Genomic DNA, 24,406 nt, shown 5'->3' on the forward strand with positions numbered 1-24,406 from the left:
CCGATGGATCTCGATCCGGCGTCCGTCCGCGCGTTCGTCGCCGCGTTCGACGAGGGGCAGTTCAGCCATGCCGCGGCCGTGCTGGGCGTCAGCCAGCAGGCGGTGTCCAAGCGGATCGCCAAGCTGGAGTCCCGGCTCGGCACGGCGCTGTTCGACCGCGTACCCGCCGGGATCTCGCCGACCGCCGCCGGTCTCCGCCTGCTGCCGCACGCGCGGTCGCTGCTGGCCGTGGCGGAGGCCGCGGTGGCGGCGGTGCGGGAGCAGCCGCGTCCGCTGCGGGTGGCCGTCCAGGGCGAGCGGCAGGGCGCGTTCGAGCAGATGCGGTTCTACCTGGACCACAACCCCGAATCCGATACCGAGATCGTCATCTCGAATGTGGCGGTGACCTCGCGCGACATGCTGGTCGGCGGCCGCGCCGACGCGGCGTTCGCCCGGCCGCACGGCGGGCCGCGGCCGCTCCCGCCCGACATCGCCGCCGCCCCCGCCTATGTGGACGCCGCGCATCTGCTCGTCGGGAAGGATCACCCACTGGCCAAGCGATCGTCGGTGCCGCTCGGCGAACTCGCGGGCACGACCGTGTGGATTCCGGGCGCGGCGATCCCGTCGGAATGGGCCGACTTCTACCGCGAACTGAGCGAATTCTGCGGCGTCACCATCGATACCACGCCCCAGGCGCACCGGAGTCCGAGCCCGGGACGGCAGGGGGCGGGCGGCGACGGCATGGCGGCCATGCTCGACCTCATCGCCGCCTCCGACACCCTGGCCACCATCAGTGGTGACAATTTCCGCAACCCGTGGCATCCGCGCATCCGGCGGCTGCCGCTCGTCGACCCGACCCCCGCGTACCCGCACGCGCTGCTGTGGTCCACCGCCAACACCCATCCGGGACTGCCGCACCTGATCGACTACTTCCGCGACAACTACAACGGCGATCTCGCGGCGGATTGCTGGATCCCGCGACCCGATCGCGCGCTGTTCTGCTGATTCCAGGCCGAACCACCTTGCCCGGCAAGGAAAGTGGGCGGGAGCTCACCGAAGCTGCTGTCGCAGGGCCGTCGTGTAGGCCCGCAGGATGGCCGCTTCGTCGTTTACGACGACCGGCCGCAGCCAGTTCTCTGCGTCGTCGCCCACCCGGAAAACCCTTCGCGCCGGATCGGCGGAGGTTGCTACTCTCGTGATCGTGCACTTGTACTTCCTCTGAGAGTTCCGGGCCCGCATCCGCGTCGACGGATCGCTGACGGCCCCGCATTCGATGTCCCGTCGCGCCCTCGCGCGCACTCATCGACCAAGGCACATTCCCTTCCCGCATCGCGGATGCCGTGTGCCCGGAGGAAGTTTTATGACCAACTGGACTCAGCCTGCCCGCGGGCGGGCGCAACTGACCTGTTCGGCCGTTCGCGTACAGCGCGGCGAGCACACCGTGCTCGACGGCGTGGAGATGACCGTACCGCCCGGTTCGCGGTGGGGGATCGTCGGCGAGAACGGCCGCGGCAAGTCCACGCTGCTGCACGTGCTCGCGGGCCTGCTCACGCCCGACGCGGGCAGTGTGCGGCGGGTCGGCACGCTGGCGCTGGCGACCCAGGAGATGCCCGACCACGACGAGCGGACCGTCGGCGACGTCGTCGACGAGCACCTGACCGCCGCCCGCGAGGCGATGGAGCGGCTCGACGCCGCGACCGCGGCACTCACCGACGAACGCCCCGGCGCCGACCGGGAATACAGCGACGCACTGGATCTCGTGCAGCTACTGGACGCCTGGGACGCCGACCGCCGCGTCGATGTGGCGCTGGAAGGGCTCGGGGCGGTATCGGACCGGGATCGGCCACTCGCCACGCTGTCGGTGGGGCAGCGGTATCGCGTGCGCCTGGCCGTGCTGTTGGCGGCCGGGGACGATTTCCTGCTGCTGGACGAGCCGACGAACCATCTCGACCGTGCCGCACTGGAGTTCCTGACCGCGCGGCTGCGCGCCTTCCCCGGCGGCGTGGTGGTGGTGAGTCACGACCGGGCGCTGCTGACCGATGTGGCGGAGACGATCCTCGACCTGGATCCGACCCGCGACGGCCTGCCGCGCAGCTACGGCGACGGTTACGCCGGGTATCGGGAAGGCCGCCGCGCCGAACGCGAACGGTGGGAGGAGGAGTACAAACAGCAGCAGACCGAACGTGGGCGCCTCGCGAACGACCTGTCGGCGGCGCAGAACCGCCTGGTCACCGGCTGGCGGCCGGATAAAGGCACCGGTAAGCACCAACGTGCCACGCGCGCGGGGTCGTTGGCGCGGGCCGTGCACCGCCGCCAGGACGACCTGGAACGCCACCGCATCACCGCGCCGACGCCGCCGCGGCGGTTCGCCATGCCCGAACTCCCGGCGCGGCCCGGCGTCACCCTGGTGCGGGCCGAGGAGGTGACGGTGGCGGGGCGACTGCCGCGACCGGTCGAGCTGTCGCTGGATTCCGGTGACCGCCTGGTGATCACGGGCGCCAACGGTACCGGCAAGTCCACGCTGCTGAACGTGCTGTCCGGCGCGCTGGAGCCGACGACCGGCCGGGTGCACCGAGCGCGTAAGGCGCGAATCCAGCTGCTGGAGCAGGAATCTCGGCGTTCCACGCATCGTCGCGCGCGCGAGATCTACGACGCGTACCTGGCGCGGGCGGTGACGGCGGGACTGCTCGCGGAGGGCGAGGTGATCGGACTCGCCTCGCTCGGCCTGCTGTCCTCCCGCGAGGCGAACAAGCCGGTCGGCGACCTGTCGATGGGGCAGCAGCGCCGCCTGGATCTGGCCTGCGCCTTGGCGACTCGCCCGCACGCCCTGCTGCTGGACGAGCCCACCAACCACCTGTCCATCGCGCTGGTCGACGAACTCACCGACGCGCTGCGCGCGACCGCCGCGGCCGTCGTCGTCGCCACCCACGACCGGCAACTGCAACGCGACGTGCGGGACTGGGCGCACCTGGACCTGCACGCGGCGAAACCGACGTTCGCAAGGCACTGATCCGGCGGCTCGACTCAATTCGCGCACGGGGCGCGGGACGTCAGTCGAGGCAGAATTCGTTCCCCTCGGGGTCGGCCATGACGATGTGGCCGAAGCCGAGCGGGGGCTCGGGTTCGTGGCGGTGGAGTCGTTCGGCGCCCAGGGCGACGAGGCGGTCGCACTCGGCTTCCAGGGCCGCCATCCGCTCGTCACCCCTCAACCCGGGGGCCGCGCGGACATCGAGGTGTACGCGGTTCTTGGCGATCTTGTCCTCCGGCACCCGCTGGAAGAACAGCCGGGGGCGCTGACCGTCCGGATCCTCGATGGCGGATCTGGTATTGCGCTGGTCCTCGGGTACGCCGAGCCGCGCGAGGAATTCGTCCCACGCGGCCAGCGGGTCGGCGCCCTCGGGCAGGTCGACTCCGGGCGGCGCGGGGTGGACATAGCCGAGGGCATGCCGCCAGAAAGTCGACAGTGCTGCCGGGTCATGGGCGTCGAAGGTGATCTGGATATCACGGCTCATCTGTCGGCTCCGTTCGTAGCTGGGGCGGTGGGGTCGTGGACGCGTGGCACCAAGTCTGCTCCGCGCCCGCGGCTGTAGCGAATTGCCGCACCGGCTCACCCTGGCACGGCAGGCGGACAGAATCGGTCCGCTATTTCTGGCAAGGTGGGTGGCGTGGACGCGGCGGGCGACGAACGAGGCACGACGGAGCGCGTGCTCACGCTGCTCGGGCTGCTGCAGCGCCGGGTCTGGACCGGTCCCGAACTCGCCGAGCGGCTCGGCGTCACGCCGCGCACGGTGCGGCGCGATGTCGAGCGATTGCGGACGCTGGGCTATCCGGTGCACGCCAGCCAGGGCGTGGGCGGCGGGTACCGGCTGAGGGCCGGACAGGACCTGCCGCCGCTGCTGCTCGACGACGAGGAGGCGATCGCGACCGCGGTCTCGTTGCTCGCGGGCGCGGGCGGCGCCGTCGCGGGCGCGGGCGACGCCGCCCTCCGCGCGCTGACGAAACTCGACCGGGTGCTGCCCGCGCGGCTGCGGCACGAGGTGCGCGCGCTCTCCGGGGCGGTGGAGTCCTTCGGCGGCGGGCGCACACCGGTCGACCCCGAGCCGCTCATGACGCTGGCGCGGGCCTGCCGCGACCGGGCCGAGGCCGGATTCGACTACCCCTCCGGCGGCGCGGTGCGGCCGCGGCGGGTCGAGCCCTATCGCCTGGTCGCCTCCGATCGGCGCTGGTACCTGCTCGCCTTCGATCTCGATCGCGACGACTGGCGCAGCTTCCGCGTCGACCGGATGACCGCGGTGGAGGCCCGGACCTGGCATTTCCGGCCGCGCCCGGTGCCCGATGCGGCGACCTACGTGCAGGAGGGCGTGGCCAGCCGGGTGTACGCGCGGCAGGCTCGATTTCTGGTGCACGCGCCCGGGGAGACGGTGCGCGCGCAGATCCCGGCATCGGCCGCCGTCGTCTGTCCGCGCGCGGACGGGCGCTGCGAGGTGCGCAGCGGCGCGGACAATCTCGATGCCGTCCTGATCCACATGGCTGTGCTGGGGCACGACTTCGAGGTGCTCGACCCTCCGGAACTCCGAACGCGCAGCCGCGAGTTGGCGGAACGGCTGCGGTCGGCCGGTGCGGCCACGCCGAACGCGGACAGTTCATGAGGGGTTGGTAGCGGCAGGCGCCGATCGTCGGCGACCCGCTCCTGTCGCGGAGTAGACCGCCGCGGCATCGATCGGCACGAATTGTGCACGCCGGGGCCGGATCTCGCGCTATCGGAATGGTTGCGATCCGCCGTTTCACGGGAGCGAACGGGGATGATGGGTTCACAGGAGCGCATCATGAACACCACACTCTCCTTCGACGTCATCACCGCCGCGCTCGACCGGGTGAGCGGGCCCGGTCGGAAGTCGGGCGCGTGGTACCGATATCTGTGTCCGGTGCACGAAGGCGATGGGCGCCACCACAATCCGTCCCTCGGCGTGATCTACAACCGGGCCGCGCGCCGCACCGTCCTGCGCTGTTTCGCCGGATGCTCGGATGAGGACGTACTCGACCGCCTCGGGCTGCGGGTGCGAGACCTGTTCGACCGGCCGCCACACCACGTCGCGGGTGCCGGGCACATCCCGCGGGCGCGGCGGCCGGAACTGTCCCCGGTGGACCGGGCGCTGCTGGCCGCGGGTCTGCCGCTGGCGGTCCACAAGCCCGGCCTCGGTCCCGCGGTCGGACCGTCCCGGGAGGTGGCGCGCTATCTCTATCGGTGGCCCGACCATCGTCCCGAGGGTCGTGTGCACCGAGTGCACGCACCGCACGAACACGGCCGCGTCAAATATTTCTGGCAGGAGCGCATGACCGAGAACGGTTGGCGGCCCGGTGGATTCGCGCGGATCCCGTACCGGCTTCCGGAGGTCGCCGTCGCCTTGGCGGCGAGTGCGGACATCTACCTCTGCGAGGGTGAGCGGGATGTCCAGAGCGCGCTGCGCACCGGAGTCGTCGCCACGACCAATGCCGGTGGGGCGCACGCGTGGACCCCGGCCCACGCCGCCTGGCTGCGCGGCGCACACCGCGTCTGGATCGTCACCGATCGCGACGCCCCGGGCTACCGCCGCGCCGCCAAGGCCGCCGATACCCTGCTCGGCTTCGTCCACGAACTCCGCATCGTCCAACCCCGCGACGGCAACGACCTCACCGACCACCTCGACGCCGGACACCACCTCGAAGACCTCGACCCGGTCCCGATCCTCGACGCCTACGCGACCCGCGGCCACCAGCTGACCTAGCCCTATTCCGGCGCGCTCTCGACTGGAATCTACCTGTGCGAGAACTTGATCCCGTCCAAGTGCATGCCGGGAATGGTGGCGGCGCGTGTCGGGCGTGGGTGGTGGCGGCGCATGCCGGGAATTGGTGGTGGGCGTATGTCGGAGATTGGTGGTGAACGTATGCCGGGGATTGGTGGTGCCGCAGGTCGGGAAAGGTGGTGGCGCATGCCGGTAATGGTGGCGGCGTAGGTCGGGAAAGGTGGTGGCGCGAATCGGGAATTGGTGGTGGCGGTGATCGGGGAGTGGGTGGACGGCGGGGAGCGGGGTGCGGAATTACGGGGTTGGGCGGGTGTGGATGGCGGGGCGGGGCGGGTGGTCCCAGGTGATCTGGATGTCGGGAGTGGAGGGGTGTTCGGTGCGGTGGGTCAGGAGGGCTTCGATTCATCCTCGCCACTAGCACCGTTCGCTGAGCCGAGATCGCCGCCCCGGTGAGCCGGGGGCCGCCCGCCGTTCGCCATTGTCTAACCTGAGCTGGTGCGATTCCGGAAGGACGGCTGATGGCGACGATCGAAGAGGCCCTCGAGATCGAGCGGCTCGAGCGGGACATCTTCCGTGGCGCGTCCACGAAGACCCAGCTGCCGCGCACGTTCGGCGGGCAGGTTGCCGGACAGGCGCTGGTGTCGGCGGTGCGCACGGTGGAACCGAACTACCAGGTGCATTCCCTGCACGGCTATTTCCTGCGTCCGGGCAACCCGCAGGAGCGCACGGTGTACCTGGTCGAGCGCATCCGCGACGGTCGGTCGTTCTGCACCCGCCGGGTGACCGGAGTGCAGAACGGCGAGGCGATATTCACGATGTCGGCCTCTTTCCACGTCGGCGACGCGGGCCCGGTGCATCAGGACGAGATGCCGAAAGTGCCGCCGCCGCACGAACTTCCGGACGCCCGCACCTCCATGAGCCCCGAGCGCCTGTGGGCCATGCGGGAATGGGAGCACTGGGATATCCGTACCATCCCGCAGGAGCAGGTGGCCCGCAAGAGCGGCTTGGCCGCCCAGCAGCAGGTGTGGTTCCGCTACCGCCACCCGCTGCCGGACGACCCGCTGTTCCACGTCTGCACGCTCGCCTACATGAGCGATATGACGCTGCTCGGTTCGTCGAAGGTCATCCATCCCGACGAGCCGACGCAGAATGCCTCGCTCGACCATGCCATGTGGTTCCTGCGCCCGTTCCGCGCCGACGACTGGCTGCTCTATGACCAGGCCTCGCCCTCGGCGGGTTTCGGCCGGGCGCTGACCGGCGGGCGGATCTTCAACCAGGAGGGGCAGCTGGTGGCGGCCGTGGTCCAGGAGGGGCTCATCCGCACGTGGCGCGAGGCCTGACGCCGGGCCTCGGTTTGAGTGCCGGTGGGGCGGGTAGCCGATCGATAGCCGCCAGGCCGGTCCCTGCTGTCCGTTTGCCGCGGATCCGGGCAGGGACCGGTGGACCCTCGACGGGAGGAGGCTGCGATGGTCGACGTGTTCATCGTCGACGATCACGAAATCGTCCGGCGCGGACTGCGCGATCTCCTCGACGAGGCGGCGGATCTCACGCTGATCGGCGAGGCCGCGACCTGCGCCGAGGCCCGCGCCCGCGTGCCCGCGGCCCGGCCGGACGTCGTCCTCCTCGATGTCCGTTTGCCGGACGGTAGCGGGGACGAACTCTGCCGGGACCTGCTGGCGTCCGTACCCGGCGTGCGCTGCCTGATGCTGACCGCGTTCGCGGACGAACCGTCGATGATCGGCGCGGTCCTCGCCGGGGCCTCCGGCTACCTGGTCAAGGACGTGCGCGGCCCGGAACTGCTCGAGGCGATCCGGCAGGTCGCGGTGGGACACTCGCTGCTGGACTCCCGCGCGACCACCGCGGTGATGGCCGCGCTGCGCGCGCAGGCCGAATGGCACGGCGGCCCGCTCGCCGAACTCACCGACCGCGAGCGGACCGTCCTGGGACTACTGGGCCGCGGCATGACCAACCGCCAGATCGCGCAGCGCATGTACCTGTCCGAGAAGACGGTGAAGAATTATGTGTCGCGGGTGCTGCGCAAGCTCGACGTGCGGGGTCGCACCGAGGCGGCCGTGCTCGCCGTCCGGATGGGATTGGCGCACACCCGCAACGGGTGAGTTCAGTTCACCTCCAGGATCTCGTCTATCGCCCGGCGTGGGGTGGCGGGCAGCGGGGGTGTATTGGCCGGGACCCAGCCGATCCGCACCATCGTCTGCGCGAACGCGCAATCGTGCAGCACCGTCCGCCGGATCTCGTGCCGCAGATCCTGCATTCCGAGCGGTTCGGTCTGAACGCAGGTGGACAGCCCGAGATCGGTCGCGGTGAGCAGCAGCGCGCTGGTCGCCTCGCCCGCGGAGAGTTGGAAGCGCCGTCCGTCGGCGGCCGTGCACACCACCAGCCATTCCGCCCCGTCCGATGTGGCGTCCGCGTCGCGCAGAATCGGGTCGGCGAACGGTCGGCTCGGGATCTCGTCCGACAGCCGCCGCGGCGGCGTGTTGCGGGCCGGTACCCCGTCCGGTGTGCCGTGCCGCCCGCTCCACGCCGTGAGTTCGCGCAGATAGTCCGGGTCGTCGGCATGACGGTCGGTGGCGCAGCGCATGGGCCCGGCCAGCAGCGTCCGCAGGCCGCGGGGTACGTGCCGGACCGCCGCGCCGAACCGATTGGCAGTGGCGGACACCGTCCGGAGATAGCCCGCCGGAACCTGCCAGTCGGCATACCGGCGGCGGTCGCTCTGCCGCAGCAGGATCGCGGCGGTCATCTCGATATCGGTGTCCGTCGGCGGGTGCGGAGTCGTCTCGACCACCGCCAGCAGGTCGGGACGCTCCGGATCGGGCAGCCGGGTCACCGTCGGCGCCCAGCCCAGCCCGGCCAGCGCCACGCGCAGGTGATGCAGCGCCGCGCCGCAGCTCACCACCAGCGCGCGCTGCTGCGGATCGGTGCAGGGCAGATGCCGGTCCGGATCGGCCCACAGCTCGATATGGTCGCCGGTGACCCGCCACCGCCACGGCTGGGTGTTGTGTACCGAGGGGGCGCGGACGGCCATGCTCAGGGCCACCTCGATGGTGTCGGCATCCGGCCGGGTACGGGCCATGCGTCGGCGTGTCCTTCCATGTCGAACCAACTGCCTCCGCAAGATTGCCCGGATACGCGCCGGACGGCAGTGGGAGGAAGGTCCCGAAATCCGGGGCCGGTGGGCCCGGCCTCGGTCGCGTCAGGCCGTCTGAACGCGCAGGTGGCACACCACCGTATCGGGCAGGCGCCGCAGCTGGCGCTCGAGTTCGTCGCTGCGATGGCTGGGCAGCAGCCGATCCCAGCCGGTCGGCGGGTCCACCTCGGCGATCAGCACCACCCTGCGGCGGCCGTCGAAGTTGTCGCGCACGTAGCGGGCCACCGGGCCGCCGACCTCGCAGTCACCGACGTCGATGATCTCCAGCGGCACCTCCGGATGCCACGCCTCCCACGCCTTGGTGAATGCGGTGGTGTTCTCCTCGGGCAGGCAGACGTGCACCGCGACCACATCGTGCCCCAGCGACAGGGCCGCCGACAGCGCCTCGCGGCTCAGCTCCGACACCTCCGAGACCGGGACGACGATGACGGTCCCGGTCGGCTGCGGCCGGGCGGGCACGCAGCCGGTCCCGCGCTGGTGGTCGATCTTGCGGTAGGTGCGGCGAATCCGCTCCATGCCCAGGACCAGCAGCGGAAGCACCAGCACGATCAGCCAGGCGCCCTCGGTGAACTTCATCGCGGTGGTCACGATCGCCGCGACGAAGGTCAACAGCGCGCCGAATCCGTTGAGCGCCAACCGCCAACCGCCGTCACCGGTGCGGCGCCAGTGCACCACCATGCCGACCTGGGCGATGGTGAACCCGACGAAGACGCCGATCGCGAACAGCGGCACCAGCGCGTTCATATTGCCGCCCGAGGCGATCAGCAGCACTGCCGCCGAAATGCCCAGTGTCAGTACGCCGTAGCGGTAGACCAGCCGCGGGGTGGCGACGGCGAACCGGTGCGGCAGGCAGTTGTCGTCGGCGAGGATCTTGGTCAGCGTCGGCAGGCCGCCGTAGGAGGTGTTGGCGGCCAGCGCCAGCAGCGCGACGGTGGCGAATTGCACGATGTAGTAACCGATTCCGTGACCGAGCGCCGCCTCGGTCAGCTGCGACAGCACCGTGCTGCCCTCGATCGGATGAATGGAGAACTTGCCGATCAGCGTCGCCAGGCCGAGGAGCATCACGCCCAGCAGCGCGCCCAGCGCCACCTCGGCGCGCTGCGCCCGGCGCACCCGCGGCTGCTCGAAGCTGGGCACCGCGTTCGCGATCGCCTCCACGCCGGTCAGCGCCGCGCACCCGCTGGAGAATGCCTTGAGCAGCAACAGGACTCCGATGGTGCGGCTGTCGGTGGCGACGGCCGCCCCGGTCTCGGTCAGCGCGGGCTCCGACCGCAGCAGTCCGGCCACGATGACGACCAGGATGCCGATCACGAACACCACGGTCGGGGCCATGAAGGCGCGCGCGCTCTCCCGGATCCCGGCCAGGTTCAATGCCGTGACACCAGCCAGCACGGCCAGGCAGATCCACACCGTATAGGGCAGCAGCTGCGGGAACGCCGAGGTCAGCGCGGCGGTCCCGGCGGCCAGCGAGACCGCCACGTTGAGCACGTAGTCCACGATCAGCGAGGCCGCGGCGACGAGGCCGGTGCGGTGCCCGAGGTGCTTCCTGGCCACCGCGTAGGCGCCGCCGCCATCGGGGAAGGTGGCGATCACCTGCCGGTAGGAGGCGATGAGGACGGCCAGCAGCACGACGATCGCCAGCGTCACCGGCAGCGTCATGCCGAGCCCGGCGCTGCCCGCGGCCGCCAGCACGAGCACGATCGCCTCGGGCCCGTAGGACACCGACGCCATCGCGTCGAGGGACAGTCCGGCCAGGCCGGTGGAGACAGTGAGCCCGCGCCGCCGGGCCGCGGGACCGGTGGCCGCGGGCGCGGGCTCGGGTTTCGGAAGTACTTCGGTCACAGCGCGAGTGTTCCCCCGTACTGGACAGACGAATGGATTCCTTGCGGAACCTTGACGGGCGGGTGAGCAGGCCCACACCCGCGGCGGCCGCGAGCAGGGCGGTAGCCGCGGAAACGTATGCTCGGGGCGTGAGACCGACGATTGGCGTGCTGGCGCTGCAGGGCGATGTGCGCGAGCATTTCCACGCGCTCGAGGCCTGTGGGGCCGATCCGGTGAACGTGCGCCGGGAGTCCGAACTGGCCGCCGTCGACGCGCTGGTGCTGCCCGGCGGCGAGTCCACCGCGATCAGCAAGCTGCTGGAGGTGTTCGGGCTGCTGGAACCGCTGCGGCGACGACTGCGCGACGGCATGCCCGCGTTCGGTTCGTGCGCGGGAATGATCCTGCTGGCCGCCGAGGTGCTCGACACCCGCCCCGACGCCAAATCGCTGTCGGGCATCGATATCACCGTGCGGCGCAACGCTTTCGGGCGGCAGGTCGACTCCTTCGAGACGGATCTGGATTTCGCGGGCATCGCCGACGGCCCGATGCGCGCGGTATTCATCCGCGCCCCGTGGGTCGAGCGTGTCGGCGACGGCGTCGAGGTGCTGGCGCGGGTACCGTCTGGTCCGGCGCGAGGACGGATCGTCGCGGTGCGTCAGGGCGGTGTCGTGGCGACCTCGTTCCACCCGGAGGTGACCGGGGATCTGCGGGTGCACCGGATGTTCGTCGACTCGGTGCGCGAGCGCGCGACCGTATGACCGGTCCGTGGCGCACGGACGCCGCAACCGTCCAGTTGAGACAGGAGGGCGGGGCAGTAGACTGATGCGGTTTTACTGCCTCGACCCGAGCACATCGACCTGAAGGAAGTAGGGAATGAGCGGCCACTCCAAATGGGCCACCACCAAGCACAAGAAAGCCGCCCTCGATGCCAAGCGCGGCAAACTGTTCGCGAAGCTGATCAAGAACATCGAGGTGGCGGCCCGGACCGGCGGTGGTGACCCGGAAGGCAACCCGACGCTGTACGACGCCATCACGAAGGCGAAGAAGAACTCGGTGCCGCTGGACAACATCGAGCGGGCCCGCAAGCGCGGCGGCGGTGAAGAGGCCGGTGGCGCCGACTGGCAGACCATCATGTACGAGGGTTACGGGCCCAACGGCGTTGCGGTGCTGGTCGAATGCCTCACCGACAACCGCAACCGGGCCGCGGGCGAGGTGCGCGTCGCGATGACACGCAACGGCGGGAACATGGCCGATCCGGGATCGGTGTCCTACCTGTTCAGCCGCAAGGGCGTGGTCATCCTCGAGAAGAACGGCCTGTCCGAGGACGATGTGTTGATGGCGGTGCTCGACGCCGGCGCCGAGGAGGTCAATGATCTCGGCGAGTCGTTCGAGATCATCAGCGAGCCGGGCGATCTGGTGGCGGTGCGGACCGCGCTGCAGTCTGCCGGGATCGACTACGAGTCGGCCGACTCCGGCTTCCAGCCCTCGACCACCGTCGCGGTGGACGCCGACGGCGCCCGCAAGGTGTTCAAGCTGGTCGACGCGCTGGAAGACAGCGACGACGTACAGAACGTGTACACCAACGTAGACGTCTCCGACGAGATCCTCGCCGAACTCGACGCCTAGTCTCCGCAAGGAAAAGGCCGCCTCCGACAGGGGCCGGCCCTTGATCTTACCGCGCCAACTCCTCGTAGTACCCCTTCATCGCCGGGTAGTAGTCGTCGAAGTCCGGTAGTTCGCCGCCTGTCCGTGCGGCTACCAGCGCGTCGAGGTAGTACTCCCAGCCGGGGCCGACGCCGGACATGTCGTCGCCCGGCTCCAGATGGTGGGTGAGGAGCAATTCCGTCGTACCGCCCTGCTCGGACAGGTGCAGCTCCAGCCGCCAGGTGCCGTGCTCGTCGACCATCGTGATCGCGAGGTGTCGCGGCGGTTCACAGGCGTCGATATGCGCCTCGGTCCAGGGCGTGCCCTCCTCGAGGGCCAGCTGGACCTTGATGTTCCGGCCCGGCCCGCCCTCGCCCTCCCAGGGGCCGAACCAGCGTGCGGTGCGGTCGGATTCGGTGACGCTGGCCCAGACATCGTCGATCGGCGCCCGGAAGGTTCTGCTGAGCGTCAGGTCGCGACCGGTGGCGGTGCGTGTGACGCGGCCGGTGGGCGGTGTGGTCATGCGGTGTTCTCCCTTGTGCTGTGCGGATCTTCGGCGGCCTGCCCGCGGCGTTCGCGACGCGTCCGATGGACCTCGGTCGCCAGGGCGTCGAGGTGGTGCTCCCAGGTGTCGGCGCGGTCGAACAGCGCCAGCCACGAGGCGATTTCGCGCAGGGGCTCAGTGTCGAGGCGGTAGAGGCGCTGCCTTCCCACGAGTTCGTCGCGCACCAGCCCGCTCGCGCGAAGCACACGCAGGTGCCTGCTGACGGCGGGCCGACTGATGCTGAACTCCGCGGCGATCGCACCCGCGGTGAGCGGCGCCCCGCGCAGCATCTCGAGGATCTCCCGCCGGACCGGATCGGCGATCGCGCCCGCCACATCGTCCACACGGAAAGTGTAACGACCTAGTTACGCGTTTGTCGAGCCGGTCGCATCAGAGGCCGAAGGCGATCGAGCGCAGGATCAGAACGGCGATGAAAATGACGGTGAAGGCCAGGTCGAGCCCGACATTTCCGATCCGGACCGGTTTCAGCACGCGCCGCGCCGGTGCGATCACGGGCTCGGTCGCCGAGTGGGTGAACCTGCGTACCTTCCACAGCCAGCGGGGGTTGTTGCCCAGCATCTCCGCCCAGTCCACGACCAGTCGGGCGATGAGCAGGAGCAGAAAGATCGTCAAGACCCAGCCGAGCAAGGTTCCGATGAGACTCATGTCGTCACCTTCCCAACCGGCCCCGGGGCGGGGCCGCGTCGTCCTACCCGTATCAACGCTCCACGGTGTGCGAAAGTGCCCCGGACGAAACGGACACCAGAACAGTGACCCTTCCCGACTGCGGGTTATCGCGGCCGACGGTAGTGGAAGGGCCGCGCCACCATGGCGGCTCCGGCGCGGGCGGTGGTGGTCGACGTCGCGCCAGGAGCGTGGGGTGGTGGGCGTCCGGTGTGGGGGCGCAGAATCGTTGGTGGGCGCGTCCCGTTCGCACGGCTGCCTCGGGTCCGCGCGCCGACCCGCCGGGACGATTCGAAGGAGATGCTCCATGACCGAATTCGACACGGACAGCGTCCACGTGGTGGCCTGCGACATCTTCGGCACGACGGTGGACTGGTTCACCGGCGTCAGTGAACAGGCGGCCACCGAATTCCGTTCGGCGGGGGTCGATCTCGACGCGGGCGCCTTCACCAACGCATGGCGGGACATGTATCTGCCCGCGATGCAACGGGTTCGGGACGGCGAGCGCTCGTGGGTCTACCTCGACACCCTGCATCGCGAATCGCTGGACACCCTGCTCGCCCGCCACGGGGTGGACCTGGACGAGGCCGCGCGCGCCCGGCTGGTGCTCGCCTGGCACCTGCTGCCCGCCTGGCCGGACGCGTTCGCGGGGCTGGGCCGCCTGCGGGAGCGCTACACCCTGGCCGCGCTGTCCAACGGCGGGTTCGCGCTGCTCACCCGCCTGATCAAGAACGAGGGACTGCCCTTCGACTGCCTCGTCTCCGCGGAACTGGCACGCACCTACAAACCGGCCCCGGAGGTGTACCGCACCGCCGCGAGCCTGCTCGATGTCGACCCCGCCCGGGTGCTGATGGTGGCGGCGCACATCTGGGATATCGACGGTGCCCGCGCCGCGGGTCTGCGCACCGCCTTCCTCGAACGCCCGGACGAGAAGGGCCCGCACCGCAAGGCCGACCGCCCCGAGAGCACCACCAGCGACCTGACAGTCGCGAGTTTCTTCGAACTGGCCGACCTCCTGGGCTGCTGAACCGCCCCGAGATCAGTCGCGCAGCGCGGCCAAGGCGCCCACCACGGAGGCCGAGGCGGGCAGCCGCCAGGGTAGTTCGCATCCGCACTGGCATATCGCCCCGTCGCCACCGGGGCCCTACCGTGAGCAGCAGTTTCCCGCGCTGGTGGCCGAGAACGGTGTGCTGGTGTAGTCGCAGGAACGGCGGACGAACTGGCGGACGAATTGCGGAGTGTGATAACGAGTTTGCCCGCCACGCCGCCGAGGTGATTGCAAATGGGTCGATCGGTGCGCAGGGTGGGCCGGTATGTCCGTGGCTTGCCCGTCCTGTTCCTGGCCGTCGCCGATGCATGTGTCCTCGCACGGCTCGGTGCGCTATCTACGCTGCGTGTGCGGCAGGTGGCTGGCCGCGCACGGGGGTGGGGTGAGCGTGATCGCGGCCCGCACCGGATGCACGCGCTCCGCGCCGGTCTCGGACCACCTCGAACTGATACCGCTCAGCGGGATCGGCGAAGTCTCCGCCGACACCGAATGACGTTCAGGTGAAGATCTTCAGTCCGACCACGCCCGCGATGATCAGCAGCAGGCACAGGATGCGGGGCAGGGAAGTGGATTCGCCGAGCCAGATCATCCCCACCAGGGCGGTGCCGACCGCACCGATGCCGACCCACACCGCGTACCCGGTGCCCACCGGGATCTTGTGCAGGGCCAGCCCCAGTCCACCCATGCTGAGCGCCAGGGTGATCACGAAGAGGACCGTCGGCAGCGGTTTGCTGAATCCGTGCGACCGCTCCAACGCGATCGCCCACGCGGTTTCCATGAATCCCGACACGACGAGCAGAATCCAGGTCATGGCAGTCACCGTAGGCGACCGCATGGTCGCTTCCGGGGATTTGGGCACGTCGCCGAGCAGTCCCGGCTGTCGGGTCATTCGCCCACGCGGGCCCCGCTCACCGGGTCGAAGACGTGTACGGCCGTGGGATCGGTGACTCGGAGCGTGACGGATTCGGCGGGTCGGGCCGGGGCGCGGTGCGGGGAGCGGGCCACCAGTGTGGGTGAATCGCCCTCCAGAGGCGTCGGTGAGGCGTCGGGGAGGCGGCTGTAGACGAACGATTCGCTCCCCAGTTCCTCGACCAGTTCGACGGTGACGCCGAAACCTGTTCCGTCGCGGCGTAATTCGAGGTGCTCGGGACGGATACCGATCGTCACCCGGTCCAGTCCCGCCGCCGCGATCGCGGTCATCCGCTCCCGCGGCAGGTCCACCGTGCTGCCCGCGAGGTCGACGCCGCCCGTGACGACCGGCACGGTGCACAGGTTCATCGACGGTGAGCCGAAGAATCCGGCCACGAACGCGTTGGCGGGGCGGTCGTAGAGTTCGGCCGGGGTGCTGAACTGCTGCAGCCGCCCGTCGCGCAGCACCGCGACCCGGTCGCCCATGGTCATCGCCTCGACCTGGTCGTGGGTGACGTAGACCGTCGTGGTGCCCAATCGCCGCTGCAGCGCAGCGATCTGGGTGCGGGTCTGCACGCGCAGCTTGGCGTCGAGATTGCTGAGCGGTTCGTCCATGCAGAACACCCGCGGCTCCCGTACGATGGCGCGGCCCATCGCCACCCGCTGGCGTTGCCCGCCCGACAGTTTCGCCGGTTTGCGGTCCAGGAACGGCGTCAGACCGAGCAGTTCGGCGGCCGCGGCCACCCGCTGCTTGCGTTCGGCGACAGGAACTTTCATCATCTTCAGCGCGAAACCCATGTTCTCGCCGACGGTCTTGTTCGGATACAGCGCGTAGTTCTGGAACACCATGGCGATATCGCGATCCTTCGACGGCACCCCGACCATGTCGCGGCCGTCGATGCGGATCGACCCCGCGTCGATCTCCTCCAGCCCGGCCAGCATGCGCAGCGCGGTGGACTTGCCCGACCCGGAGGGCCCGACCAGGACGATGAACTCCCCGTCGTCGATATCGAGATCGAGCGCGTCCACGGCGAGGGTGTCGGCGCCGGCGTAGACGCAGGAGGCTTGATCGTAATGAATTGTGGCCACGGACTTTTCCTTACTTGATGGCGCCGAAGGACAGGCCGCGCACGAGCTTGTTCTGCGCGAGCCACCCGGCGAGGACGACGGGGAGGGCGGCGAGCACGGCCGCGGCCGACAGTCGCGCCCAGTACAGCCCCTCGCCGGTGATGAATCCGACGAGGAACACCGGCATCGTCTGAGCCTGCACGGCGGTCAAGTTCACGGCGAAGAAGAATTCGTTCCAGGAGAAGATGACGCAGATCAGCGCGGTCGCGGCGATCCCGGGGGAGATCAGCGGAAGAATCACCTCGCGCACCGCGGTCCACAGGCTCGCGCCGTCCATGCTCGCGGCCTCCAGCAACTCGCCCGGGACCTCCAGGAAGAACGAGCGCATCATCCACACCGCGATCGGCAGGTTCATGGCGGTGTAGAGCACCACCAGCGCCCAGATGTGGTCCAGCAGGCCGATATCGCCGACGATCACATACAGCGGGACGATCGCGGCCACGATCGGCAGCATCTTGGTGCCGATGAAGAACATCATGGCGTCGCGGGTGTTGCGTACCGGGCGCAGCGACAGCGCGAACGCGGCCGGAATACCCAGGGCCAGCACCAGAATCGTGGACATCGCGGTGGCGAAGGTGGAGTTCAGCAGCGCCGTGCCGATGCCGCTGTCCAGGACGGCGGAGAACTGGTCCAGGGTGGGTGTGAAGAACAGCCTGGGTGGATCGGTGTAGGCGTCACCCTCCTGTTTGAAGGCCGTGAGCACCATCCACAACACCGGGAAGAACATCCCGATGCCGACCACCCACGCCAGCACACCCCAGAGCATGCCCGCGCCCCAGCGTCGCTTTCGCACCGGAACACGCTGTGCGGCAATGGTTTCGGTGGTTGTCATCAGGCCGCCTCCTCTTTCCCGGTGAAGGATTTGAACAGCAGTCGCAGCGCGAACGTCGCGACGACGGTCGTGGCGATGACGGTGACCACGCCCATGGCGGCGGCCTGGCCGATATCGAAGCCGAGGAAGGCGCGCTGATAGATGTAGAACGGCAGATTCGAGCTGGCGATGCCCGGCCCGCCCGAGGTCATCATGTACACCGCGTCGAAGGTGTTGATCAGGTAGATCGCGCCGAGAACGGCGCCGAGTTCGATGAACCGGCGCAGATGCGGCAGCGTGAGCTCGCGGAAGATCTGCAGGGAGTTGGCGCCGTCCACGCGGGCCGCCTCGACGACATCGCGCGGCATCGACTGCAGCCCGGCCAGGATCAGCAGCATCATGAACGGCGTCCACTGCCACACCAGGTCGGCCATGACCGCGGGCAGCGGATACCGGCTCACCCAGTCGATCCGGTCCACCCCGAACGGCTGCAGCACGAAGTTGATCAGGCCGAACACCGGGTCGAGCATGGTCGTCTTCCAGATCAGCGCCGCGGCGACGGGTGTCACGAGAAACGGTGTGATCAGCAGGGTGCGCACGATGCCGCGGCCGAGGAAGGCGCGGTCGAGCAGCAGCGCCAGCAGCAGGCCGAGCACGACCGCGACGATCACCGTGCCGACGATCATGATCACCGTATTCAGCGTGACCTGTCGAAACTGACTGTCACGGAACACATCCACGTAGTTCCGCAGGCCGATGAACTCCCGGGAGCCGGGTCGCACCAGGTTCCACGACTGCGTCGAGTAGTACAGCGTGAACACGAACGGCACCTGCGTGACCACGATGAGGAAGATCAGCGCGGGGAGCAGGGGACCGCGACGGCGCCAGCTCTCGCCGCGCGAGATACGGGGTGGTCGTCGTGCTTTCGCCAACGGTGTGGCGACGGTCGCCGCGGCGACGGCTGTGTCGGACATGGCTACTGATTCCCTCGATACGACTTGCCGACGGTGTCGGCGTACTGCTGGGCCTGCTCGAGCGCGGCGCGCACGCTGATCCGGCCCGCGACCGCGGCGCTGATCTGCTGGCTCACCCGGGTGCCGAGATCCTGGAATTCGGGAATGGTGAGGAACTGCACGCCGGTGTACGGAACCGGTTGCACCGTGGGGTGTTCCGGATCCGCGCCCGCCATGGCCGACAGCGTGCGCTCCCCGTAGGCCTTCGACGTCTCGCGGTACTCCGGAATCTGGTAGGTCGACAGGCGGCTGCCGGGCGGCACATGCGACCAGCCGAGCCGCTCGCCCACCATGCGGATGTACGGTTTGCCGGTCATCCAGGAGATGAACTTCCATGCGGCGTCGGGCTTCTCGCTGGAGGTCGGAATGCCCAGGGACCAGGTGTAGAGCCAGCCCGAATTCGGCTTCTGCGCCACGGGGGCGGGCGCGTAGCCGATCTTGCCGACGACCTTGCTGGAATCCGGATCCTCGAGCACCGATACCGCCGAGGTGGCGTCGTACCACATTGCGGTGTTTCCCTGCGACAGCTGCGTCGCGCATTCGCTGAAACCGCTGGTGGAGGCGCCGGGTTCGCCGTGCGTGCGCACCAGGTCGACGTAGAACCGCACGGCGCGAACGACTTCCGGGCTGGTCAGCTGGGCGTTCCAGTGCTCGTCGAACCAGCGGCCGCCGAAGGTGTTGATGACCGTGTTGAGCGGGGCGAGCGATTCGCCCCAGCCGGGCTTGCCGCGCAGGCAGATTCCCGATCGGCCGTCCGTCGGATCGTCGAGTTTCGCGGCGAACTCCGCCACCTGCTCCCAGGTCGGATCGGCGGGCATGGCGAGCCCCGCCTGTTCGAACAGATCCTTGCGGTACATCAGGAACGACGATTCGCCGTAGAACGGCACCGAGTACATATTCCCGTGGTAGGACAGTGACTTTCGCAGCGACGGGATGAAATCCTCGGTGTCGTAGCCGGGAGCGCGGCGCGCGTGCTCGGACAGGTCGACCAGCCAGCCGTTGGCCGCCCACTGCGGCGTCTCGAAGTTGCTGATCATCACGACGTCGAATTCGCCGCCGCCGGTGGCCACCGAGGCGGTGATCTTGGCGCGGGCCTCGTTCTCCGACAGCGAGACGAATTTCAGCTTGGTGCCCGGATTCTCGCGTTCGAACTCGTCGGACAGCGCGATGGCGTCCTGCATCTGCGAGTTGGACACCATCGCGATGGTCACCGTATCGCCGCCGCCGGACGTGAACGATCCGGCTCCGGCGCAGCCGGTGAGCGCCAGCATGGTGGTAGCCGCCAGGGCGGCAAGCGATCTTGTGCGCCCCGGTCGATATCGGGGGCCGTCATCGGTCATCGGGCGCTACCCCTCCTTCTGTTCCAGCAGCCACCGGGCGCAGTCGACGTCGGTGACGAGAATCGAGGCCAGACCCCCGCGCAGCGCGCCCAGGACGGCCTCGTGCTTGTCCGGGCCGCCCGAGATCAACAGCGTTGCGGGACAGGCGCGAATAGCCCCTAGGCTCACCGAGACCGTGCGGGCGACCAGCGGTCCGTCGACGTCGCCGCCATCGGCGCGGAAGAACCGCCCGCCGATCTCCCCGACGGCGCCGAGGCCGCGTAGTTCGTCCAGAATGGCGGCATCGAGGTAGCTGCCCTCGAACAAGGTGGTGGCGGTGGAGACCGGACCGACGCCGAACATCATCACCTGCGCCTCGCGGCCGATCGCCATGGCGCGGCCGAGCACCGAATCCTGTTCCAGCGCGGTGACGGTCGCGGCGTCGGCATACAGTGGGGCGTGCAGGCGGACCGCGGTGGCCCGTAGCCGATCGGCGCAGCGGCCCAGGGTGTAGTCGACGCCTGTCTGGTAGTCGGAGGAGGTCATCGAGCCGTCGAGCTGGACGACCGTGGCGCAGCGCGCGGAACTCGGGCGCAGCTCGCGCGCGATCGCGATCGTCTCCGGGCCCCAGGTGAATCCGAGCGTGTCGGAAGCCCGCAAGCGGCGCGCCAGCACTCCGACCGCCGCATGAGCGAGGGGCTGCAGGCCGGAGGGGGAGCCGTCCGGCGCGTCGCCGAGCACCACCGCCTCGGTCAGCCCGAAGTGCGCCTCCAGATCGCTCTCGAGGTCGGTGTGGACGGCCGCGCTCAGCTCGTCGGGGACGGAGATCTCGATGCGGACCAGGCCCTGGGCGCGGGCCCGGGCGATGAGTCGGCCCGCCGTGGGACGCGAAACCCCCAGTTTCCCAGCGATTTCCGCCTGCGTCGCGCCCTCGAGGTGATAGAGCTGCGCGGCGCGCAGGGCGAGCCGGACATCGTCCGGATGCTGTTGCCGGGATGGTTCGGACGCCACGGCACTCCTCGGCGAGTGATTATATGCTCACGGTGTGAACTGTTGCTCAAATCACGGTACCATCGCAGTGTGACGCAGACAACACTTTTCCGACCGGGTTACGACCGCACCGGATTGGCCACCGGGCTCGTGCACTTCGGCGTCGGCGGCTTCCATCGCGCGCATCAGGCGATGTACGTGGACCGGCTGCTGGAGCGCGGTGGTTCCCGCGAGTGGGCGATCTGCGGGGTGGGAGTGCTGCCGGGCGACCGGGCCATGCGAGATGTATTGGTGCGGCAGGACTTCGAGTACACGCTGTCGGTGGTCCGGCCCGACCGCTGGGAGACCCGGATGATCGGCTCCATCGTCGACTATCTGTACGCCCCCGATGATCCGGAGGCCGTGCTGGACAAGCTCGCCGATCCGGCGACGCGCATCGCCTCGCTGACCATCACCGAGGGCGGGTACGGCATCGCCCCGGGCACCGGCGAATTCGACGCGGGAGATCCGGCGATCGCCGCGGATCTGACGCCGGGGGCCGCGCCCGCGACGGTTTTCGGTTTCGTGGTGGAGGGGCTGGCGCGACGGCGAGCGCGGGGCCTGGCCCCGTTCACGGTGATGTCGTGCGACAACATCGAGGGCAACGGAGCGGTGGCGCGGCGAGCGTTCGGTTCCTTTGCGCGGCTGCGGGATCCTAGCCTGGGCGAGTGGATCGAACGGCACGTCCGGTTCCCGAACTCCATGGTGGATCGGATCACTCCGGCGACGCCGGTGGAGGCGTCCATCGAGATCGAGCGGCGCTACGGTGTGCGGGATCGGTGGCCGGTGCTGACGGAGCCGTTCACGCAGTGGGTGCTGGAGGATTCCTTCGGGCTCGGTCGCCCGGCGCTGGAGAAGGTCGGCGTGCAACTGGTCGACGACGTGGCGCCGTACGAGTCGATGAAGCTGCGGCTGCTCAACGCGAGCCATCAGGCGCTGGCGTACTTCGGTCACCTCTGCGGTTACCGGATGGTGGACGAGGCGGCGGCGGATCCGCTGTTCGAACGATTCCTGTTGCGCTACATGGCCGACGAGGCCACGCCCACCCTGCGCCCGGTGCCGGGTGTCGACCTCGGCGACTACCGCCGCACCTTGCTCGAGCGCTTCGCCAATCCCGCGATCGGCGACACCATCGCCCGCCTGTGCGCCGAATCCTCCGACCGGATCCCCAAGTGGGTGCTTCCGGTGATCCGGGACCAGCTCGCGTCGGGCGGCGAGATCCGTTGTGCGACAGCGATCGTGGCGAGCTGGGCGCGCTACGCGGAGGGCGTCGACGAACAGGGCGACCCGATCGAGGTAGTCGACCGCCTCCGGGACCGGTTGCGGCCTCTGGCCCGCCGCCAGCGCACCACCCCCACCGCCTTCCTCGCCGACCCCGTCTTCGGTGACCTCCCCGACCACCCCCGCTTCGTCCGCACCTACACCGAGATCCTCGAATCCCTGCATGCCAAGGGATCCCGCGCGACACTGACCGACCTACTGAGTTAGCCATCCCAGAATTTCCGCCACGCTCTTGCCGGAATCAGTGCAGAAGTTTGAGGCCTGTGACGCCGCCGACGATCATGGCCAGGAATACGACTTCGAGAGCGGTGACCGGTTGCTCGCCGGTGGCCATGGCGAAGGCCACGGTCAGTACCGCGCCGATGCCGACCCAGACCGCGTAGGACGTGCCCACCGGCAGGTCGCGCATCGCGTAGGCCAATCCCGCCATGCTCGCGATCAATCCGACGAAGAAGATCACCGACGGGCCCAGCCGACTGAAGCCCGCGGACTTGCCCAGCGCGGTCGCCCACACCGCCTCGAGCACCCCGGAGAACACCAGCACGACCCACGACATCACAGCCTCCCAATAGGCCGTCTTGTCGCACACCGGGTACGGCACCCTCGTCCGGAAGCCCCTTGCCAGGCTCACCTCCAACCTGTCACACCCCCCACAACCCAGCAATGTCAACTCCGTCACCACCCCGGAGCCATTTGTCAGCCAGCGAAGGATCCCGGCCAAAAACACGCCGGGAAACGAATGAGGAGCGCCGGAAGTGAGGCCGAGCGCGCCGGAAGTGAGGCCGAGCGCGCCGGAAGTGAGGCAGAGCATGCCGGAGGTGAGGTAGAGCGCGCCGGAGGTGAGGCAGAGCATGCCGGAGGTGAGGTAGAGCGCGCCGGAGGTGAGGCAGAACGTGCCGGAGGTGAGGTAGAGCGCGCCGGAGGTGAGGCAGAACGTGCCGGAGGTGAGGTAGAGCGCGCCGGAGGTGAGGTAGAGCATGCCGGAGGTGAGGTAGAACGCGCCGGAGGTGAGGTAGAGCGCGCCGGAGGTGAGGGAGGGGCGCAGGAGGTGAGGGCGGGGCGCGCGGGGAAGTGAGGGAGGCGCTTTCCCGGCACGCTCGCCTCTTCTTCCCGGCATGCTCCTCCTCTTCTTTCCCAGCACGCTTTTGGCCGGGATCCACCGAGCCTGCACGGTGCGCGCAGAATGGCGGGATGGCCGAGATCGTGTTGGTGCAGGGCGACATTACCGAGCAGGATGTGGACGCCGTCGTGAACGCGGCGAACTCGACGCTGCTCGGCGGCGGTGGCGTGGACGGGGCGATCCATCGCAGGGGTGGGCCCGCGATCCTGGCCGAATGCCGGGAACTGCGCGCGTCGACGTACCGCGAGGGCTTGCCGACCGGCCGAGCCGTGGCGACCACGGGCGGGAACCTGCCCGCACGCTGGGTGATTCACACCGTCGGTCCGGTGTGGGCGAAGCGTGAGGACCGTTCGAATCTGCTGGCGTCCTGCTATCGCGAATCCCTGCGCGTGGCCGACGAACTGGGGGCCGCGACGGTGGCGTTCCCCGCCATCTCCACCGGCATCTACGGCTGGCCGATCGACGACGGCGCCCGCCTCGCCATCGAGACCGTACGCGACGCCGATACCACCGTCACCGAGGTCCGGTTCGTGCTGTTCTCCGCGGACGCCTACCACGCGTTCGCCACACGTATGCGGTGACGCGCCACCACGCGTCCTCGGCCTGCGCTGTTCCACGATCTCTGGACGCCGCGATTCTTGTCGGTGCCGTCTGCAAGGGTGGTGGCGTGGCGAACTCGTACGAACCGTTCTCGATCCGGGTCGACGTCCGCATCGGCGACGTCGACCCGCAACTGCACGTCACGGGCCCGGCCTACCAGCACTACGCCGATCACGCGCGCTTCGAATGCGTGCAGGCCGCCGGTATCTCGGTAGCCGACCTCCTGCGCGACGGCCTGGGGCCGGTGAATCTCGAAACCACCATCCGCTACCACCGCGAACTGCGCGCGGGCGACCGCGCCGAGGTCACCTGCGCGTGGACCTGGTCCGACGGCAAGACCTACCGCGTCGAACACGCCCTCACCCGCAGCGACGGCGAACTCTCCGCGACGGTCAGCCACGTCAGCGGCCTGCTCGATCTGAACACCCGCAAGCTCGTCCCCCACCCCGCCGAGGAGTGGGCGCGCCGCGCAACCGATCCGACGCTGCTCGGTTTACCTGCGTGGATGCAGGTCTGAGCGGACGACC

General features: G+C 69.4%; 25 protein-coding genes and 1 riboswitch. Of the genes, 12 read left to right on the forward strand and 13 right to left on the reverse strand.

From position 1 onward, the window contains the following. Positions 1–3 precede the first annotated feature (3 nt). Complete coding sequence (locus ACYVLQ_RS03035) at positions 4–984, forward strand: LysR family transcriptional regulator (protein ID WP_460695817.1); 981 nt, start codon at positions 4–6, stop codon at positions 982–984. Positions 985–1,339: 355 nt separating this feature from the next. After that, positions 1,340–2,989: an ABC-F family ATP-binding cassette domain-containing protein gene (locus ACYVLQ_RS03040; protein WP_460695818.1), complete on the forward strand. Its 1,650-nt coding sequence runs from the start codon at positions 1,340–1,342 to the stop codon at positions 2,987–2,989. Between the two features lie 40 nt (positions 2,990–3,029). On the opposite strand, the gene ACYVLQ_RS03045 is transcribed toward ACYVLQ_RS03040, so the two are convergent. Beyond that, complete coding sequence (locus ACYVLQ_RS03045) at positions 3,030–3,491, reverse strand: VOC family protein (protein ID WP_460695819.1); 462 nt, start codon at positions 3,489–3,491, stop codon at positions 3,030–3,032. A 153-nt stretch (positions 3,492–3,644) separates the two neighbouring features. Here ACYVLQ_RS03045 and ACYVLQ_RS03050 point away from each other — a divergent pair, with 153 nt between their 5' ends. From ACYVLQ_RS03050 to ACYVLQ_RS03065, 4 genes are all read left to right on the forward strand, one after another. Then, positions 3,645–4,628 (forward strand): helix-turn-helix transcriptional regulator, encoded by a 984-nt coding sequence (locus ACYVLQ_RS03050; RefSeq protein WP_460695820.1) that lies wholly within the window; start codon positions 3,645–3,647, stop codon positions 4,626–4,628. A 177-nt stretch (positions 4,629–4,805) separates the two neighbouring features. After that, on the forward strand, positions 4,806–5,744 hold the full coding sequence (locus tag ACYVLQ_RS03055) for a toprim domain-containing protein (protein ID WP_460695821.1): 939 nt from the start codon (positions 4,806–4,808) through the stop codon (positions 5,742–5,744). Between the two features lie 536 nt (positions 5,745–6,280). After that, entirely contained in the window at positions 6,281–7,102 is an 822-nt protein-coding gene (locus ACYVLQ_RS03060; RefSeq protein ID WP_460695822.1) for an acyl-CoA thioesterase, read from the forward strand. Between the two features lie 126 nt (positions 7,103–7,228). Next, the gene (locus ACYVLQ_RS03065; RefSeq protein WP_460695823.1) at positions 7,229–7,879 is read left to right on the forward strand and encodes a response regulator; all 651 of its coding nucleotides are present in this window, start codon (positions 7,229–7,231) and stop codon (positions 7,877–7,879) included. A 2-nt stretch (positions 7,880–7,881) separates the two neighbouring features. Here ACYVLQ_RS03065 and ACYVLQ_RS03070 read toward each other — a convergent pair whose 3' ends face one another. Together ACYVLQ_RS03070 and ACYVLQ_RS03075 are read right to left on the reverse strand one after the other, a co-directional pair. Further along, a complete protein-coding gene (locus ACYVLQ_RS03070) occupies positions 7,882–8,853 on the reverse strand; it encodes an Acg family FMN-binding oxidoreductase (RefSeq protein ID WP_460695824.1) in 972 nt (323 codons plus the stop codon). A 120-nt stretch (positions 8,854–8,973) separates the two neighbouring features. Beyond that, the gene (locus ACYVLQ_RS03075; protein ID WP_460695873.1) at positions 8,974–10,659 is read right to left on the reverse strand and encodes an APC family permease; all 1,686 of its coding nucleotides are present in this window, start codon (positions 10,657–10,659) and stop codon (positions 8,974–8,976) included. Between the two features lie 239 nt (positions 10,660–10,898). Between ACYVLQ_RS03075 and pdxT the strand changes: the two genes are divergently transcribed. Beyond that, positions 10,899–11,507 (forward strand): pyridoxal 5'-phosphate synthase glutaminase subunit PdxT, encoded by a 609-nt coding sequence (pdxT, locus tag ACYVLQ_RS03080; RefSeq protein ID WP_460695825.1) that lies wholly within the window; start codon positions 10,899–10,901, stop codon positions 11,505–11,507. 115 nt (positions 11,508–11,622) lie between these two features. After that, entirely contained in the window at positions 11,623–12,375 is a 753-nt protein-coding gene (locus ACYVLQ_RS03085; protein WP_460695826.1) for a YebC/PmpR family DNA-binding transcriptional regulator, read from the forward strand. Positions 12,376–12,421: 46 nt separating this feature from the next. On the opposite strand, the gene ACYVLQ_RS03090 is transcribed toward ACYVLQ_RS03085, so the two are convergent. From ACYVLQ_RS03090 to ACYVLQ_RS03100, 3 genes are read right to left on the reverse strand one after another with little or no spacing between them, the layout of a single operon-like run. Further along, on the reverse strand, positions 12,422–12,916 hold the full coding sequence (locus ACYVLQ_RS03090; RefSeq protein ID WP_460695827.1) for an SRPBCC family protein: 495 nt from the start codon (positions 12,914–12,916) through the stop codon (positions 12,422–12,424). After that, positions 12,913–13,281, reverse strand: coding sequence for a metalloregulator ArsR/SmtB family transcription factor (locus ACYVLQ_RS03095; protein ID WP_460695828.1), 369 nt, complete (start codon positions 13,279–13,281; stop codon positions 12,913–12,915). The genes ACYVLQ_RS03090 and ACYVLQ_RS03095 overlap by 4 nt, the downstream gene beginning before the upstream one ends. 46 nt (positions 13,282–13,327) lie before the next feature. Continuing rightward, a complete protein-coding gene (locus ACYVLQ_RS03100) occupies positions 13,328–13,603 on the reverse strand; it encodes a YggT family protein (RefSeq protein ID WP_460695829.1) in 276 nt (91 codons plus the stop codon). A gap of 325 nt (positions 13,604–13,928) precedes the next feature. On the opposite strand from ACYVLQ_RS03100, the gene ACYVLQ_RS03105 reads away from it, so the two are divergent. Continuing rightward, on the forward strand, positions 13,929–14,648 hold the full coding sequence (locus ACYVLQ_RS03105) for a haloacid dehalogenase type II (protein ID WP_460695830.1): 720 nt from the start codon (positions 13,929–13,931) through the stop codon (positions 14,646–14,648). Positions 14,649–15,165: 517 nt separating this feature from the next. Here ACYVLQ_RS03105 and ACYVLQ_RS03110 read toward each other — a convergent pair. The 6 genes from ACYVLQ_RS03110 to ACYVLQ_RS03135 form a co-directional block, all read right to left on the reverse strand. Continuing rightward, on the reverse strand, positions 15,166–15,480 hold the full coding sequence (locus ACYVLQ_RS03110) for a DMT family transporter (RefSeq protein ID WP_460695831.1): 315 nt from the start codon (positions 15,478–15,480) through the stop codon (positions 15,166–15,168). Positions 15,481–15,554: 74 nt separating this feature from the next. Beyond that, positions 15,555–16,667 carry an ABC transporter ATP-binding protein gene (locus ACYVLQ_RS03115; RefSeq protein ID WP_460695832.1) on the reverse strand — a complete coding sequence of 371 codons (1,113 nt, stop codon included), beginning with the start codon at positions 16,665–16,667 and terminating at the stop codon, positions 15,555–15,557. Positions 16,668–16,677: 10 nt separating this feature from the next. Continuing rightward, complete coding sequence (locus ACYVLQ_RS03120) at positions 16,678–17,538, reverse strand: carbohydrate ABC transporter permease (protein WP_460695833.1); 861 nt, start codon at positions 17,536–17,538, stop codon at positions 16,678–16,680. Continuing rightward, on the reverse strand, positions 17,538–18,491 hold the full coding sequence (locus ACYVLQ_RS03125; RefSeq protein ID WP_460695834.1) for a carbohydrate ABC transporter permease: 954 nt from the start codon (positions 18,489–18,491) through the stop codon (positions 17,538–17,540). Before ACYVLQ_RS03125 ends, ACYVLQ_RS03120 begins: the two co-directional genes overlap by 1 nt. A 2-nt stretch (positions 18,492–18,493) precedes the next feature. Next, positions 18,494–19,870, reverse strand: coding sequence for an ABC transporter substrate-binding protein (locus ACYVLQ_RS03130; protein ID WP_460695835.1), 1,377 nt, complete (start codon positions 19,868–19,870; stop codon positions 18,494–18,496). Between the two features lie 6 nt (positions 19,871–19,876). Beyond that, positions 19,877–20,860 carry a sugar-binding transcriptional regulator gene (locus tag ACYVLQ_RS03135; RefSeq protein ID WP_460695836.1) on the reverse strand — a complete coding sequence of 328 codons (984 nt, stop codon included), beginning with the start codon at positions 20,858–20,860 and terminating at the stop codon, positions 19,877–19,879. 69 nt (positions 20,861–20,929) lie between these two features. Between ACYVLQ_RS03135 and ACYVLQ_RS03140 the strand changes: the two genes are divergently transcribed. Continuing rightward, entirely contained in the window at positions 20,930–22,366 is a 1,437-nt protein-coding gene (locus ACYVLQ_RS03140) for a mannitol dehydrogenase family protein (RefSeq protein ID WP_460695837.1), read from the forward strand. A 34-nt stretch (positions 22,367–22,400) separates the two neighbouring features. Here ACYVLQ_RS03140 and ACYVLQ_RS03145 read toward each other — a convergent pair whose 3' ends face one another. Beyond that, the gene (locus ACYVLQ_RS03145; RefSeq protein WP_460695874.1) at positions 22,401–22,715 is read right to left on the reverse strand and encodes a DMT family transporter; all 315 of its coding nucleotides are present in this window, start codon (positions 22,713–22,715) and stop codon (positions 22,401–22,403) included. Between the two features lie 11 nt (positions 22,716–22,726). After that, positions 22,727–22,791: riboswitch (guanidine-III (ykkC-III) riboswitch) on the reverse strand. 559 nt (positions 22,792–23,350) lie between these two features. On the opposite strand from ACYVLQ_RS03145, the gene ACYVLQ_RS03150 reads away from it, so the two are divergent. Beyond that, positions 23,351–23,860: an O-acetyl-ADP-ribose deacetylase gene (locus ACYVLQ_RS03150; RefSeq protein ID WP_460695838.1), complete on the forward strand. Its 510-nt coding sequence runs from the start codon at positions 23,351–23,353 to the stop codon at positions 23,858–23,860. Between the two features lie 86 nt (positions 23,861–23,946). After that, the gene (locus ACYVLQ_RS03155) at positions 23,947–24,396 is read left to right on the forward strand and encodes an acyl-CoA thioesterase (protein WP_460695839.1); all 450 of its coding nucleotides are present in this window, start codon (positions 23,947–23,949) and stop codon (positions 24,394–24,396) included. The last annotated feature ends 10 nt before the right edge of the window (positions 24,397–24,406 follow it).

It is taken from the genome of Nocardia thraciensis (assembly GCF_054782435.1).

Coding starts and splice junctions, on each gene's coding strand:
- ACYVLQ_RS03035 (WP_460695817.1), top strand. CDS start 4: ATGGATCTCGATCCGGCGTCCGTCCGCGCGTTCGTCGCCGCGTTCGAC.
- ACYVLQ_RS03040 (WP_460695818.1), top strand. CDS start 1,340: ATGACCAACTGGACTCAGCCTGCCCGCGGGCGGGCGCAACTGACCTGT.
- ACYVLQ_RS03045 (WP_460695819.1), bottom strand. CDS start 3,491: ATGAGCCGTGATATCCAGATCACCTTCGACGCCCATGACCCGGCAGCA.
- ACYVLQ_RS03055 (WP_460695821.1), top strand. CDS start 4,806: ATGAACACCACACTCTCCTTCGACGTCATCACCGCCGCGCTCGACCGG.
- ACYVLQ_RS03060 (WP_460695822.1), top strand. CDS start 6,281: ATGGCGACGATCGAAGAGGCCCTCGAGATCGAGCGGCTCGAGCGGGAC.
- ACYVLQ_RS03065 (WP_460695823.1), top strand. CDS start 7,229: ATGGTCGACGTGTTCATCGTCGACGATCACGAAATCGTCCGGCGCGGA.
- ACYVLQ_RS03070 (WP_460695824.1), bottom strand. CDS start 8,853: ATGGCCCGTACCCGGCCGGATGCCGACACCATCGAGGTGGCCCTGAGC.
- ACYVLQ_RS03075 (WP_460695873.1), bottom strand. CDS start 10,659: ATGGCGTCGGTGTCCTACGGGCCCGAGGCGATCGTGCTCGTGCTGGCG.
- ACYVLQ_RS03085 (WP_460695826.1), top strand. CDS start 11,623: ATGAGCGGCCACTCCAAATGGGCCACCACCAAGCACAAGAAAGCCGCC.
- ACYVLQ_RS03090 (WP_460695827.1), bottom strand. CDS start 12,916: ATGACCACACCGCCCACCGGCCGCGTCACACGCACCGCCACCGGTCGC.
- ACYVLQ_RS03100 (WP_460695829.1), bottom strand. CDS start 13,603: ATGAGTCTCATCGGAACCTTGCTCGGCTGGGTCTTGACGATCTTTCTG.
- ACYVLQ_RS03105 (WP_460695830.1), top strand. CDS start 13,929: ATGACCGAATTCGACACGGACAGCGTCCACGTGGTGGCCTGCGACATC.
- ACYVLQ_RS03110 (WP_460695831.1), bottom strand. CDS start 15,480: ATGACCTGGATTCTGCTCGTCGTGTCGGGATTCATGGAAACCGCGTGG.
- ACYVLQ_RS03120 (WP_460695833.1), bottom strand. CDS start 17,538: ATGACAACCACCGAAACCATTGCCGCACAGCGTGTTCCGGTGCGAAAG.
- ACYVLQ_RS03125 (WP_460695834.1), bottom strand. CDS start 18,491: ATGTCCGACACAGCCGTCGCCGCGGCGACCGTCGCCACACCGTTGGCG.
- ACYVLQ_RS03130 (WP_460695835.1), bottom strand. CDS start 19,870: ATGACCGATGACGGCCCCCGATATCGACCGGGGCGCACAAGATCGCTT.
- ACYVLQ_RS03145 (WP_460695874.1), bottom strand. CDS start 22,715: ATGTCGTGGGTCGTGCTGGTGTTCTCCGGGGTGCTCGAGGCGGTGTGG.
- ACYVLQ_RS03150 (WP_460695838.1), top strand. CDS start 23,351: ATGGCCGAGATCGTGTTGGTGCAGGGCGACATTACCGAGCAGGATGTG.